This is a genomic window from Pseudomonas sp. P5_B2, assembly GCF_056400445.1.
This window is the reverse complement of record NZ_JBFULH010000006.1, coordinates 1-14,731: the sequence shown is the minus strand read 5'-3', so window position 1 is coordinate 14,731 and position 14,731 is coordinate 1. Positions and strand designations below refer to the sequence as shown.

Genomic DNA, 14,731 nt, shown 5'->3' with positions numbered 1-14,731 from the left:
TGTCGAGTGGAACGAGGCTGCGATGTTTGGATTTTTTCAGTTCTTGTGCAGCTTGCGCATCAACTCCGCCTCAGCCTGGGTCAACCCGCAGGACTGAGTCAGTTCATCAACCGTAGCGCCCATTCCCACCAATCGCGCCGCCTGGGCAAACGACAGGCTCGTTGGGTCGCGCTGCTCCAGTCGAGTCAGTTTGTCCGGCAACGGGCTGACCACCGCGCGCAGTTCGTACAGGTCTTCACCCATGCGCACATTGCCGCTCTGGTAGTCGTCCACGCGTTTGGCCAGGTCTTTGATGCGCTGGTCCCGTAGCGCATTGCCCTGAGCCTGTTGTGCGGCGATCAATCGTTGACCGCGTATGTACGCCAGAAACATCGCTAGCGTGCCTGCCCAGAAGAGGAACAGGACAATGACCGCAACCTCAAGAATCAATCAGATGTTCTCCAGATCCGACCATTCTTCTTCGCTCATCATCTTGTCCAGCTCGACCAGGATCAGCAATTCGTTGTTCTTGTTGCACACGCCTTGAATGAACTTCGCGGATTCATCGTTACCGACGTTCGGTGCGGTTTCGATTTCCGACTGACGCAGGTAAACCACTTCGGCAACGCTATCGACCATGATCCCGACCACTTGCTTGTCGGCTTCAATGATGACGATACGGGTGTTGTCGCTGATCTCGGCGTTCATCAGGCCGAAACGCTGGCGGGTATCGATCACGGTGACCACATTACCGCGCAGGTTGATGATGCCCAGCACGTAGCTCGGAGCACCCGGGACCGGGGCGATTTCGGTGTAGCGCAGGACTTCCTGAACGCGCATCACGTTGATGCCGTATGTTTCGTTGTCCAGTTTGAAGGTTACCCATTGCAGGATCGGATCTTCGGAACCCTTTGCAGCCGTCGCCTTATCATTCATACCCTGACCCCTCAAAAAAACCGCCCTGGCGGTGTCTGTTCTGTGCGTCGGCAGTCAATGCCGCTGCGTGTTTTCATGTTGGTTTGTGAGCTGGTTTTTTAATACTGCCCAGGTGCTTTGCGCCGCCACTGGCGATCAGCTCGGCCAGTGCGCAAACGTCGAGCAATGCACACATATGTTCAATCACGGTGCCCGCCAGCCATGGCCGTTGACCACGGTGGCTGCGCCATTTGATTTCGTTGGGGTCCAGGCGCAACGAGCGGCTGACCTGATGCACCGCCAGCCCCCACTCATAACCCTGAACCGAAATGACGTATTGCAGGCCCTGACGGAAGTCATCGCGGTAGCGGTCGGGCATGACCCAACGCGCGGTATCCAGTACTTTCAGGTTGCCGGCCTGGCTTGGCAGAATCCCGAGGAACCATTGCGGCTGACCGAACAGCGGTGTCAGCTCGTGACCGGCCAAAGAATAAATCGAACCCAGGCACACCAATGGCACCGCCAGTGTCAGGCCGGCGACGTCGAACAACAGGCATTCGAAGGGCTCGGCGGCCCACGATGGACGACCGTCGGTGTCCACCGGAGGCGGTGTGTTGCTCGGTGGCAAATGAACGTTGACGACTGGTAGCACCAACGTTTTCAACAATGGCGCGACGGTAGAAACCGGCGTGAGGACAGGTGCCGACACGTCCATGACAGGCGCTGGCGCTTTGGCCTCGGACGCAATCACTGGGGCAATCACAGGGGCTGCAACCACCACGGGACGCGCATCGCGAGCCCGCTCTTCGAGCACCGCCGCCTGAAACTCGTCGAGGATACTTCCAGGCTCGCCCACTTCGACTAGCGCCTCGATGAGCGGCGCCAGTTCCTCGGTCGCGTCCTGCAGCAAGCTGTCCAGGTAAGTCTGGAGCGCCAATTGCGGGCGAGAGGTGATTTTCACCGGGCGATTCATTTCAGCACCCCGCAAGAAAGGTTCATCTCAAGCCACCTGCGCAACAGATTGATGCGCCAGCAACTGCTTGAGCAGTGCACGATAAGCGAGAACACCGCGGCTCTTGCCGTCGAATTGCGAAGGGGTAAGCCCTGCCCTGCTCGCATCCCGCAAGCGAGTGTCGACCGGGATGTAGCCTTGCCAGATTTCTTCCGGGTACTTGTCGCGCAGCACCCGCAAGGTTCCGAGGGAAGCCTGGGTGCGGCGGTCGAACAAGGTCGGAATGATGATGAACGGCAGCGCTTGCTTGCGTGAGCGGTTGATCATCGCCAAGGTGTTGACCATGCGTTCCAGGCCTTTGACGGCCAAATGCTCGGTCTGTACCGGGATCACCAACTGCTGGCTCGCCGCCAAGGCATTGACCATCAGTACGCCGAGCAATGGCGGGCTGTCGATCACGGCGTAATCGAAGTCCTGCCACAACTGGGCCAGGCTCTTGGCGATGACGAGGCCCAAACCACTCTGCCCCGGCGACTGACGCTCAAGCGTTGCCAACGCGGTGCTGGAGGGCAATAGCGAAATGCTTTCGTGGCTGGTGGGCAACAACAACTGCCCGGGCAAACCTTGCGGCACGCTGCCCTTGTGCAGGAACAAGTCGTAGCTGCTGTGTTCCAGGCTGTCAGGGTCGTAACCAAAGTAGCTGGTCATGGAGCCATGCGGATCGAGATCGACCACGACCACGCGTTTGCCCGCCTCGGCCAGCAGACCGGCTAAAGCGATAGAGGAAGTGGTTTTACCAACACCACCCTTTTGATTGGCAACTGCCCAGACTCTCATTCGAAGGTTCCGCCCGGTCGACAGGGTCGACCGAGAAATAGCTCAACGTGTTAATGCGGGTGACGGAGAATTGACGGCGCTCTCTCGTCCCGGCGACTTGACCGGGGTTGGTGCAGTTTGTGTGCCAGCCCGCTTCAACGCGGCATCCGGTTGCGCATGAGCGGTACCCGTACCGGTCAGGCTGCGGCGTACATCAAGATTGCGCGAAATCACCAGCACTACACGACGGTTGCGCGCGCGGCCTTCTGCCGTCGCGTTGTTGGCCACCGGCTGGAATTCGCCGTAACCCACGGAGGCCAGACGCCCAGGATTGACGCCCTGCATCGCCAGCATGCGCACGATGCTCGCCGAACGGGCCGAAGAAAGCTCCCAGTTGGTCGGGTACTGCGCGGTGCGGATCGGCCGATCATCGGTAAAGCCTTCGACGTGAATCGGGTTGTCGAACGGCTTCAGAATCCCGGCCACCTTGTCGATGATGTTGAACGCAATATCGCTGGGCATGGCATCGCCGCTGCCGAACAACAGGCTGGAATTGAGCTCGATCTCGACCCACAACTCGTTGCCACGCACGGTCATCTGGTTTGAGCTGATCAGGTCGCCGAACGCAGCGCTAATGTCATCAGCGATACTTTTCAGCGGGTCGCTGGCACCGGCGACGCCAGCATCGACCTGCTCACTGTCTTTTACCAAGGGCTTGGCCGGCGTCACGGTCATTGGCCGCTCTTCGCCAACCGGGATCGGCTTGAGGGAGCGATCAGCGTCGGTGAAGACCCCGATCAACGCTTGCGAGATGACTTTGTACTTGCCTTCGTTGATCGACGAGATCGAGTACATGACGACGAAAAACGCGAACAGCAACGTGATGAAGTCAGCATAGGAAACGAGCCAGCGCTCATGGTTTACATGTTCTTCAGGTCGCCTGCGACGAGCCATAGTTCATTTCCCCCCTCAATCCATGAAGCCCTGAAGCTTCAACTCAATGGAGCGAGGGTTTTCACCTTCGGCGATCGACAGGATCCCTTCCAGCAACATTTCGCGGTACCGCGACTGGCGCAAGGCGACGGACTTGAGCTTGGCGGCAATCGGCAACAGCACCAGGTTGGCACTGGCCACGCCATAAATGGTGGCGACGAAGGCCACGGCAATACCGCTGCCCAGTTGGGTCGGATCGGCGAGGTTGCCCATGACATGAATCAGACCCATCACCGCACCGATAATGCCGATGGTCGGCGCGTAGCCGCCCATGCTTTCGAAGACTTTGGCGGCTTCGATGTCGCGGCTTTCCTGGGTGTAGAAATCCACTTCCAGAATGCTGCGAATCGCTTCCGGTTCGGCACCGTCAACCAGCAGTTGCAGGCCTTTGCGCGAGTAGCTGTCGGGTTCGGTATCGGCCACCCCTTCCAGGCCGAGCAAACCTTCCTTGCGGGCGGTCAGGCTCCAGCTCACCACGCGATCAATGCCACCGGCCAGGTCAACGCGTGGCGGAAACAGAATCCAGTGGAGAATTTGCATGGCACGTTTGAAAGCGCTCATCGGCGATTGCAGCAAGGCTGCGCCGATGGTCCCGCCGAGGACGATCAGCGCTGCCGGACCGTTGGCCAGCGCACCGAGGTGGCCGCCTTCAAGGTAGTTGCCGCCAATGATGGCGACGAACGCCATGATGATGCCGATCAGGCTTAAAACATCCATCAGATACACGCCTCGACCAAGTGCTTGCCAATATCTTCCAGCCCGTAGATCGCATCTGCGAGGTCGGCTTTGACAATGGCCATTGGCATGCCATAGATCACGCAACTGGCTTCATCCTGTGCCCAGATCGCGCTGCCGCTCTGCTTGAGCAGGCGAGCACCTTCGCGGCCGTCGGCGCCCATCCCGGTCAGTACGACCGCCAGAACTTTGTCGCCGTAGGACTTGGCAGCCGAACCGAAAGTGATATCCACGCTCGGTCTGTAATTGAGACGCTCGTCGCCCGGCAGGATTTTCACCGCGCCACGGCCGTCGATCATCATTTGCTTGCCACCCGGGGCCAGCAGCGCCAGGCCAGGACGCAGGATGTCGCCATCCTCGGCTTCCTTGACGCTGATACGGCAGAGCTTGTCCAGGCGTTCGGCAAAGGCTTTAGTGAACGCCGCCGGCATGTGCTGGATCAACACCAGCGGTGCCGGGAAGTTGGCCGGCAACTGGGTCAAGACGCGTTGCAGCGCAACCGGACCGCCAGTGGACGTGCCGATGGCCACCAGCTTGTAGGCTTTGCGTTTCGGGGCGGGCGACGATGGTCCGGACGACACCGGCGCATGCGTGCGCGTCGGTATCGGTGCCGGCGCTGGACGCGACGGTGCGCTACTGCCGTAACTGCTGATGTTTGAAGGCACTGGCGAAGGTGCCGGGGCTAGCGCTGGCGCGGCGAAAGGGGCCGGTGCGCTGTAGGTGTTGGCACGACGGTTACTGCGCGAAATGCTCAGAATCTTCTCGCACAGCAGTTGCTTGACCTTCTCCGGGTTACGGGAGATGTCTTCGAAATTCTTCGGCAGGAAATCGACGGCGCCGGCGTCCAGTGCATCGAGGGTGACCCGGGCGCCTTCGTGGGTCAGCGACGAGAACATCAACACCGGCGTCGGGCAGCGCTGCATGATGTGTCGAACAGCCGTGATGCCGTCCATCATGGGCATCTCGTAGTCCATGGTGATCACGTCCGGCTTGAGGGCCAGGGCCTGATCGATCGCCTCTTTTCCGTTGGTCGCCGTACCGACGACCTGGATATTCGAATCCGCTGAAAGAATTTCCGAGACGCGGCGGCGGAAAAACCCCGAATCGTCCACCACCAGGACTTTGACAGCCATAAACTCTCCATTAGACGGAGCGAGGCTCAGTCGCCCCGCTCCACCAGAATCAAATACGCCGCGTGGCGTAACGCTTGAGCATGCTCGGAACATCGAGAATCAGCGCAATACGGCCGTCACCAGTGATGGTGGCGCCCGACATGCCCGGGGTTCCCTGAAGCATTTTGCCCAATGGCTTGATGACCACTTCTTCCTGGCCCACCAACTGATCGACGACAAAGCCGACCCGCTGCGTGCCCACCGAAAGGATCACCACATGACCTTCGCGCTGCTCTTCGTGAGCGGCGGAGCGGACCAGCCAGCGCTTGAGATAAAACAGTGGCAGCGCCTTATCGCGCACGATCACCACTTCCTGGCCGTCCACCACGTTGGTGGTCGACAGGTCGAGGTGGAAGATCTCGTTGACGTTCACCAGCGGGAACGCAAACGCCTGGTTGCCGAGCATGACCATCAGCGTCGGCATGATCGCCAGGGTCAACGGGACCTTGATGACGATCTTCGAGCCCTGGCCCTTGGCCGAGTAGATGTTGATTGAACCATTGAGCTGGGAAATCTTGGTTTTCACCACGTCCATGCCCACGCCACGACCCGACACGTCGGAAATTTCGGTTTTGGTCGAAAACCCTGGCGCGAAAATCAGGTTGTAGCACTCGGTGTCGCTCAAGCGATCCGCTGCGTCCTTGTCCATCACACCGCGTTTTACCGCGATCGAACGCAGGACGTGCGGGTCCATGCCTTTGCCGTCATCGGAGATCGACAGCAGGATATGGTCGCCTTCCTGTTCCGCCGCGAGAACCACCCTGCCGCCACGGGACTTGCCCGAGGCTTCGCGTTCTTCCGGCGATTCGATGCCGTGGTCGACCGCGTTGCGCACCAAGTGGACCAGCGGGTCAGCCAGAGCCTCGACTAGGTTCTTGTCGAGGTCGGTTTCTTCGCCGACCAGTTCCAGGTTGATTTCTTTCTTGAGCTGGCGAGCCAGGTCACGGACCAAACGCGGGAAGCGCCCGAACACCTTCTTGATCGGTTGCATCCGGGTCTTCATGACAGCGGTTTGCAGGTCAGCCGTCACCACATCAAGGTTCGACACAGCCTTGGACATGGCCTCATCAGCGCTGTTGGCACCCAGGCGAACCAAACGGTTACGCACCAGCACCAACTCGCCCACCATGTTCATGATTTCATCGAGACGCGCGGTATCGACCCGAACGGTGGTCTCGGCTTCGCTGGCCGGCTTTTCCGGTGGCGGCGCGGCCGTAGCTCGGGCCGGGGCAGCGGCGGCGACCGGTTTGGGCGTTTGCGCTTTTGGCTCTGGCGCCTTGGCAACCGCTGCCGGTGCGACCGCCTTTGCGACTGGCGCCGCGACGGAGGAGATGGCAGAAACTGTCCCGACTTCGCTGAACTTGCCTTTGCCGTGCAATTCGTCGAGCAGCGCTTCGAACTCCTGATCGGAGATCAGATCGCTGCCCGCTGCGGCTGCTGTCGGTGCGGCCGGTGCCGACACGGAAGCAATGGCCGACTCCAGCGCATCCACCGCAAAATTGCCTTTGCCGTGCAGTTGGTCGAGCAGTGCTTCAAATTCGTCGTCGGTAATGTCGCAGCTGTCGCCTGCTTCTTTCGGGGCAACGGGAGCGGCGGGTGCGGCGGGTGCGGCGGGTGCGGCGACCACGGCATCAACAACGAACTGGCCTTTACCGTGCAGCTGATCGAGCAACGACTCGAACTCGGCATCAGTGATTTCATCGCTGGCAGCGGCATTGTTGAGCGGCGTTGGCGCAGTCACCGGCGCTTCGGCCTCAGCCTTGATAGCATTCAGCGAGTCCAGCAGTTGTTCGAACTCGCTGTCGGTGATGTCGTCCGATTCACTGTCAGCGGCAGTTGCCTGTGCCACTTCAGCCACCGGTGCTTGTTCATCAGCCGATTGCGGCTCGGCCAGACGGGCCAGAGCCGCCAGCAATTCAGGTGTCGCAGCGGTGATCGGGCTTTGCTCGCGGACTTCGCTGAACATGTTGTTCACCGCGTCCAGCGCTTCAAGGACCACATCCATCAGTTCCGAATCAACGCGACGCTCACCCTTGCGCAGGATGTCAAACACGTTCTCGGCGATGTGGCAGCACTCCACCAGCTCGTTGAGCTGGAGGAAGCCGGCGCCCCCTTTTACAGTGTGAAAACCGCGAAAAATTGCATTGAGCAAGTCCGCATCATCCGGTCGGCTTTCCAGCTCGACCAGCTGTTCGGACAGCTGCTCTAGAATCTCGCCGGCCTCAACCAGGAAATCCTGAAGGATCTCTTCATCGGCGCCGAAGCTCATTAAGGGGGTGCTCCTAAAGGTCTAACCTAAAATCCAAGACTGGATAGCAAATCGTCCACATCGTCCTGACCGGACACAACGTCTTCTCTTTTATCGGCATGAATCTGCGGACCTTCACCCTGAGAGAGATGTTTTTGCGGATCTTTTTCGGCCAGCATCGATGCACGGTCATGTTCGATACCCGCAAAGCGGTCTACCTGGCTGGCCATGAGTACGAGCTTGAGCAAGTTGCTTTCGACTTCGGTGACCAATTGGGTCACGCGCTTGATCACCTGACCGGTGAGGTCCTGGTAATCCTGAGCCAGCAGGATGTCGTTGAGGTTGCTCGACACCGTCCGGTTGTCTTCGGTGCTGCGAGTCAGGAAACCATCGACCCGGCGGGCCAGTTCACGGAACTCTTGCGCCCCCACTTCGCGACGCATGAACCGGCTCCAGTCCGTGCTCAACGCCAGGGCTTCCTGGCTCAGGCTGTTGACCAGCGGCGTGGCGTTTTCCACCAGATCCATGGTGCGGTTGGCCGCGGCCTCGGTCAGCTGGACCACGTACCCCAGGCGCTCAGTGGCGTCCGTGATCTGGGACACTTCCTCGGCTTGCGGCATGTTCGGGTCAATCTGGAAATTGACGATCGCACTGTGCAGCTCGCGAGTGAGCTTGCCCACTTCATGGTACAGGCCGCGGTCACGGGTCTGATTGAGCTCATGGATCAATTGCACAGCGTCGCCGAACCTGCCTTTTTCAAGGCTCTCGACCAGTTCCACTGCGTGTTTTTTCAGGGTCGATTCGAAATCGCCCAGTGAAGACTCTTTATGCTCCATAGCTCCCCCGTGGCGCAGTGGATCAACCGATGCGGTCGAAAATCTTCTCGATTTTTTCTTTCAACGCCTGGGCCGTGAAGGGTTTGACGACATAGCCATTTACACCAGCCTGGGCCGCTTCGATGATCTGCTCGCGCTTGGCTTCAGCAGTTACCATCAGCACCGGCAGGTTCTTGAGCTTTTCATTGGCGCGCACGTGGCGCAGCAAGTCGATACCGGACATGCCAGGCATGTTCCAGTCCGTTACCAGAAAGTCGATGCTTCCACTGTTGAGAACCGGAATGGCAGTAGTGCCATCATCGGCTTCGACCGTGTTGGTGAACCCAAGGTCACGCAACAGGTTTTTTATGATTCGCCGCATCGTTGAGAAGTCATCAACGATGAGGATTTTCATGTTCTTGTCCAATTCGACCTCCAAGCAGTCTTAAACGCGCCCAGCACCTGGACACGCCATTTCATTCAAACCGGCAATGCATTGGATGACTGTCTGGAGCACAACAGATCGCGACCGGTGCCGTTCAAAACCGCACCAGCCTCGTTCGCAGTGTCCCCACACTGCCTTCAGCGCGCTCGCCACTCCCCCAAACGCCCCCGCAAACGGGCCGCGCACTGGCTATGCAACTGACTGACCCGCGATTCGCTGACCCCCAGGACCTCACCGATTTCCTTGAGGTTCAACTCTTCGTCGTAGTACAGCGCCAACACCAGTCGCTCACGCTCCGGCAAATTGGCAATCGCGTCCGCCAGCGCCGCCTGGAAGCGTTCATCTTCCAGATCGCGTGACGGCTCGAGATGAGCACTCGCGCCATCCTCGTGCAGCCCTTCGTGTTCGCCGTCCTGCAACAGATCGTCGAAACTGAATAAGCGGCTGCCCAGGGTGTCGTTCAAAATCCCGTAATAATCGTCGAGACTCAATTGGAGTTCGGCCGCAACCTCGTGATCTTTAGCGTCACGGCCGGTTTTAGCTTCAATAGAGCGAATTGCGTCGCTGACCATGCGGGTATTTCGGTGGACCGAACGCGGCGCCCAGTCCCCCTTGCGCACTTCATCGAGCATGGCGCCGCGGATTCGTATGCCCGCGTACGTCTCGAAACTGGCGCCTTTGCTGGCGTCGTATTTGGTCGACACTTCAAGCAGGCCGATCATCCCGGCCTGAATCAGGTCTTCAACTTGAACACTGGCCGGCAGACGGGCCAGCAAGTGGTAAGCAATGCGTTTGACCAGTGGCGCGTAACGCTCGATCAGCTCGTACTGCGCGTCACGTGCCGACATCTTGTAGAGGTTGTAGCCACTGGATGTCATAAAACGGGTCCCGCGGTCTGCTGCACGAGGCGCTCGACAAAAAACTCCAGGTGCCCACGCGGGTTGGCAGGCAATGGCCAGGTATCGACTTTCTGCGCGATGGCCTTGAACGCCAGGGCGCACTTGGAGCGCGGAAAGGCTTCATAAACGGCACGTTGCTTCTGCACCGCCTTGCGCACGCTTTCGTCGTAAGGCACCGCACCAACGTACTGCAGGGCGACGTCGAGGAAGCGATCGGTGACCTTGGTCAACTTGGCGAACAGGTTACGGCCTTCTTGCGGGCTCTGGGCCATGTTGGCCAGGACGCGGAAGCGGTTCATGCCGTAATCGCGGTTAAGCAATTTGATCAGCGCGTAGGCGTCGGTGATCGAAGTCGGCTCGTCGCAGACCACCAGCAAAACTTCTTGCGCTGCACGAACGAAACTGACGACCGAGTCACCAATACCCGCAGCCGTGTCGATCACCAGGACGTCGAGGTTGTCGCCGATATCGCTGAAGGCCTGAATCAGGCCGGCGTGTTGAGCCGGGCTCAGGTGAACCATGCTCTGTGTGCCGGACGCCGCCGGAACGATTCGAATACCGCCTGGCCCCTGCAACAGAACGTCGCGCAGCTCACAGCGGCCTTCGATCACGTCGGCCAGGGTCCGTTTGGGTGTCAGTCCCAACAGGACGTCGACATTCGCCAGACCCAGGTCAGCGTCCAACAACAAGACGCGACGGCCGAGCTCGGCCAGGGCCAGTGACAAATTCACTGACACGTTAGTCTTGCCGACGCCACCTTTGCCGCCGGTCACCGCGATCACCTGTACGGGATGCATGCTGCCCATGTTATTTCTTTACCTTGTCTTGCATAGACGGAGGCCACATTACTGGCTGCGCGTTCGCTAAAGGAACAATGCATGGCAGGCCATCGATGTAGGTACAAAAACTGTTCATTACTACCTTAGCCGACCTGTTTGGTCGGGCTGTGGTAAATATCAGCAAACATATCAGCCATGGCTTCTTCGCTGGGCTCTTCCTGCATTTGCACGCTGACGGCGCGGCTGACCAACTGATGACGACGCGGCAGATGCAAATCATCCGGAATCCGCGGGCCGTCAGTCAGGTAAGCCACCGGTAATTCGTGACTGATCGCCAGGCTTAACACCTCGCCCAGACTTGCCGTTTCATCCAGTTTAGTCAGGATGCAGCCAGCGAGCCCGCAACGCTTGTAACTGTGATAAGCAGCCGTTAGAACCTGTTTCTGGCTAGTGGTTGCCAACACCAGATAATTTTTGGATTTGATGCCACGCCCGGCCAGACTTTCGAGTTGCATACGCAGTGCCGGATCGCTGGCCTGAAGGCCCGCTGTATCAATCAATACCACGCGTTTGCGCAGCAACGGTTCCAGTGCCTGAACCAGCGACTGACCCGGATTGAGGTGGATCACCGACACATTGAGAATGCGCCCGAGCGTCCTTAGCTGCTCCTGTGCGCCAATGCGAAAGCTGTCCATGCTCACCAGCGCGATGTTCTGCGCGCCATACTTGAGCACGTAACGGGCGGCGAGCTTGGCCAGGGTGGTGGTCTTGCCCATGCCGGCAGGACCGACCATGGCGATCACACCACCCTCTTCCAGCGGCTCGACTTCCGGTGTGACGATCTTCTGCGCCAGGTGCGCCAGCAACATGCGCCAAGCCTGACGGGGCTCATCAATGTCAGGAATCATAGCCAACAAATCGCGGGACAACGGGCCGGACAGGCCGACGCGTTGCAGGCGACGCCAAAGGTTGGCCTGGGCCGGACGGCTGCCTTGCAGCTGATTCCAGGCCAGCGAACCGAGTTGCACTTCCATCAGTTCGCGCAGGCTGTTGAGCTCAAAACGCATCGAGTCGAATGCACGTGGGTCAACGCCACCGGCGACAGGTGCCGGGGCGGGTGCTGCGGGACGCGGTTCGGCGTAGGTCGGTTCGATCAGCGGCTCGGCGGCGGTGAGTGGCAGGCCGGCGAACAACTGGCGATTGTTGGTCTTGTCACCTTCGGTTTCGCCGTCGCCACGCAGGCTCAACTCGGCCTGGGCAGTCACGATGCGCGACTGAGTCTTGCGCAGCTCTTCCTCGAGTTCCATGTTCGGAACACGTGGGGCCAGCGCCGACAATTTGTAATCCAGCGCAGCCGTCAACTCGACACCACCGGCGATCCGGCGATTGCCAATAATGGCGGCATCAGCGCCCAGTTCTTCACGAACCAGTTTCATGGCCTGACGCATATCGGCGGCAAAAAAACGCTTAACTTGCATACACCACTACCTCAGCCGTTGGGCCCTACAGTCGCAACGATGGTCACTTGCTTGTTGTCAGGAATTTCCTGATAAGCCAACACATGCAACCCCGGGACTGCCAGCCGGCCAAATCGCGACAACATGGCACGAACCGGACCGGCCACCAGCAGAATCACCGGTTGACCTTGCATTTCCTGACGCTGCGCGGCATCGATCAACGAACGTTGCAATTTCTCAGCCATGCTTGGCTCCAGCAGAACGCCCTCTTCCGAGCCTTGTCCGGCCTTCTGCAGACTATTGAGCAATATCTGTTCCAACCTTGGCTCCAGAGTAATCACTGGTAGCTCAGAGTCAGTACCTACAATGCTTTGGACGATTGCGCGGGATACGCCGACGCGCACAGCGGCCACCAGTGCGGCAGTATCTTGACTCTTGGCGGCATTGTTGGCGATTGCCTCGGCGATGCTGCGAATGTCCCGCACAGGCACCTGTTCGGCCAGCAGCGCCTGCAACACCTTGAGCAACTGCGACAGCGAAACCACGCCCGGCACCAACTCCTCAGCCAATTTAGGTGAGCTTTTGGCCAGCAATTGCATGAGTTGCTGGACTTCTTCGTGACCAATCAGCTCGCTGGAGTGTTTGTATAGAATCTGGTTCAAGTGAGTGGCCACGACCGTACTGGCATCGACCACGGTGTAACCGAGGGATTGCGCCTGGGCGCGCTGACTGATTTCGATCCAGACCGCTTCCAACCCAAAAGCCGGATCTTTGGCGGTTATGCCATTAAGCGTGCCGTAGACCTGTCCCGGGTTGATCGCCAGTTCGCGATCCGGGTAAATCTCCGCCTCAGCCAGAATCACCCCCATCAAGGTCAGGCGATAGGCACTGGGTGCCAAGTCAAGGTTGTCACGGATATGCACGGTCGGCATCAAGAAGCCCAGGTCCTGGGACAGCTTCTTGCGCACGCCCTTGATCCGCGCCAGCAGTTGACCGCCCTGATTGCGGTCCACCAGCGGAATCAGGCGATAGCCGACTTCCAGGCCAATCATGTCGATTGGCGTGACGTCGTCCCAGCCAAGTTCTTTGGTCTCCATGGCACGAGCCGGCGAAGGCAGCAGTTCCTGTTGACGCTTAACCTCTTGCTCGGCCTGGACCTTGACCCCGTTCTGCTTCTTCCAGAACAGGTACGCACCACCGGCCGCGACGGCCGCCATGCTCAGGAACGAGAAGTGTGGCATGCCCGGGACCAGACCCATCACCGCCATCAAACCTGCTGCGACGGCCAGTGCTTTGGGCGAAGCGAACATCTGACGGTTGATTTGCTTGCCCATGTCTTCCGAACCGGAAGCACGGGTCACCATGATCGCCGCCGCGGTGGACAACAGCAGCGATGGCAATTGCGCCACCAAACCGTCACCGATCGTCAGCAGCGCGTAAACCTTGCCGGCGTCGGCGAAGCCCATGTTGTGCTGGAAGATACCGACCGCCATGCCGCCAATCAGGTTGATGAACAAAATCAACAGGCCGGCAATGGCGTCGCCGCGCACAAATTTGCTGGCACCGTCCATGGAACCGTAGAACTCGGCTTCCTGGGCGACTTCCATCCGGCGCAGTTTGGCCTGGTTCTGATCGATCAGGCCTGCGTTCAAATCGGCGTCGATTGCCATTTGCTTGCCGGGCATCGCATCGAGGGTGAAACGCGCGCTCACCTCGGAAATCCGCCCGGCACCCTTGGTCACCACGACGAAGTTGATGATCATCAAAATCGCGAAGACCACGATACCGACGACATAGTTACCGCCTATCACCACCTCACCGAAGGCTTGGATAACCTTGCCGGCGGCGGCGTGCCCGTCCTGTCCGTGAAGCATCACCACCCGCGTGGAAGCGACGTTCAGCGCCAGTCGCAACAGCGTCGCCACCAGCAGGATGGTCGGAAACACCGCAAAATCCAGTGGCCGCAAGGCATAGACGCAAACTAGCAACACGACGATAGACAGCGCAATGTTGAACGTGAAGAACACGTCGAGCAGGAACGGCGGCACCGGCAGCATCATCATGGCCAGCATGACCAGCAGCAACAACGGCACACCCAGATTGCCTCGACTCAAGTCGGCAACGTTTGTGCGGGCGTTGTTGAATAACTGAGAGCGATCCACCGGTTTTCCCCGTTCCTTTAAAGCAAACTTTTGACGCCTGAAGCAAGCGCAAAGCGGCTACTGCAAGAAGCCTTCCAACTTTTGCAGAGGATTGAAATAGAGGATTGATTGGGGGTTTGTTGTAGCAGCTGCCGAGCCCGCGAGGCTGCGTTSGAGGACGAAGTCCTCGCTAAAGCTTGACGACTGCTGCGCAGCCGGACGCAGCCTCGCAGGCTCGGCAGCTGCTACAGGGGTGAATCAGGARTCGCGGCGCAGATCCGGTGGAATTTTTGCAGAGGATTGAAAYAGAGGATTGATTGGGGGTTTGTTGTAGCAGCTGCCGAGCCYGCGAGGCTGCGTTSGAGGACGAAGTCCTCGCTAAAGC

The 14,731-nt window shown here is 59.1% G+C and carries 14 protein-coding genes; all 14 read right to left on the bottom strand.

What is annotated here, in order from left to right:
• Positions 1-36: 36 nt before the first annotated feature.
• Positions 37-429 carry a DUF2802 domain-containing protein gene (locus AC1DRJ_RS01740; protein ID WP_477800528.1) on the bottom strand — a complete coding sequence of 131 codons (393 nt, stop codon included), beginning with the start codon at positions 427-429 and terminating at the stop codon, positions 37-39.
• Positions 430-915 carry a chemotaxis protein CheW gene (locus AC1DRJ_RS01735; RefSeq protein WP_154849665.1) on the bottom strand — a complete coding sequence of 162 codons (486 nt, stop codon included), beginning with the start codon at positions 913-915 and terminating at the stop codon, positions 430-432.
• 73 nt (positions 916-988) lie between these two features.
• Positions 989-1,867 (bottom strand): CheW domain-containing protein, encoded by an 879-nt coding sequence (locus AC1DRJ_RS01730; RefSeq protein WP_477800527.1) that lies wholly within the window; start codon positions 1,865-1,867, stop codon positions 989-991.
• A gap of 27 nt (positions 1,868-1,894) precedes the next feature.
• Positions 1,895-2,683 (bottom strand): ParA family protein, encoded by a 789-nt coding sequence (locus AC1DRJ_RS01725; protein WP_477800526.1) that lies wholly within the window; start codon positions 2,681-2,683, stop codon positions 1,895-1,897.
• A gap of 42 nt (positions 2,684-2,725) precedes the next feature.
• Positions 2,726-3,616 (bottom strand): flagellar motor protein MotD, encoded by an 891-nt coding sequence (gene motD, locus AC1DRJ_RS01720; protein WP_477800525.1) that lies wholly within the window; start codon positions 3,614-3,616, stop codon positions 2,726-2,728.
• A 15-nt stretch (positions 3,617-3,631) separates the two neighbouring features.
• Positions 3,632-4,372, bottom strand: coding sequence for a flagellar motor protein (locus AC1DRJ_RS01715; protein ID WP_477800524.1), 741 nt, complete (start codon positions 4,370-4,372; stop codon positions 3,632-3,634).
• Entirely contained in the window at positions 4,372-5,523 is a 1,152-nt protein-coding gene (locus AC1DRJ_RS01710; RefSeq protein ID WP_477800523.1) for a protein-glutamate methylesterase/protein-glutamine glutaminase, read from the bottom strand. The genes AC1DRJ_RS01715 and AC1DRJ_RS01710 overlap by 1 nt, the downstream gene beginning before the upstream one ends.
• 49 nt (positions 5,524-5,572) lie before the next feature.
• Positions 5,573-7,831, bottom strand: coding sequence for a chemotaxis protein CheA (locus AC1DRJ_RS01705; protein WP_477800522.1), 2,259 nt, complete (start codon positions 7,829-7,831; stop codon positions 5,573-5,575).
• Between the two features lie 26 nt (positions 7,832-7,857).
• The gene (locus tag AC1DRJ_RS01700) at positions 7,858-8,646 is read right to left on the bottom strand and encodes a protein phosphatase CheZ (RefSeq protein WP_477800521.1); all 789 of its coding nucleotides are present in this window, start codon (positions 8,644-8,646) and stop codon (positions 7,858-7,860) included.
• Between the two features lie 22 nt (positions 8,647-8,668).
• Positions 8,669-9,040, bottom strand: a complete 372-nt coding sequence (locus tag AC1DRJ_RS01695; RefSeq protein ID WP_477800520.1) for a chemotaxis response regulator CheY — start codon at positions 9,038-9,040, stop codon at positions 8,669-8,671.
• A 167-nt stretch (positions 9,041-9,207) separates the two neighbouring features.
• Positions 9,208-9,948 (bottom strand): RNA polymerase sigma factor FliA, encoded by a 741-nt coding sequence (gene fliA, locus AC1DRJ_RS01690; RefSeq protein ID WP_477800519.1) that lies wholly within the window; start codon positions 9,946-9,948, stop codon positions 9,208-9,210.
• Entirely contained in the window at positions 9,945-10,775 is an 831-nt protein-coding gene (gene fleN / locus AC1DRJ_RS01685; RefSeq protein WP_477800518.1) for a flagellar synthesis regulator FleN, read from the bottom strand. The genes fliA and fleN overlap by 4 nt, the downstream gene beginning before the upstream one ends.
• A 116-nt stretch (positions 10,776-10,891) precedes the next feature.
• Complete coding sequence (flhF, locus tag AC1DRJ_RS01680; RefSeq protein WP_477800517.1) at positions 10,892-12,226, bottom strand: flagellar biosynthesis protein FlhF; 1,335 nt, start codon at positions 12,224-12,226, stop codon at positions 10,892-10,894.
• Positions 12,227-12,237: 11 nt separating this feature from the next.
• The gene (flhA, locus tag AC1DRJ_RS01675; RefSeq protein ID WP_477800516.1) at positions 12,238-14,367 is read right to left on the bottom strand and encodes a flagellar biosynthesis protein FlhA; all 2,130 of its coding nucleotides are present in this window, start codon (positions 14,365-14,367) and stop codon (positions 12,238-12,240) included.
• Positions 14,368-14,731: the final 364 nt, after the last annotated feature.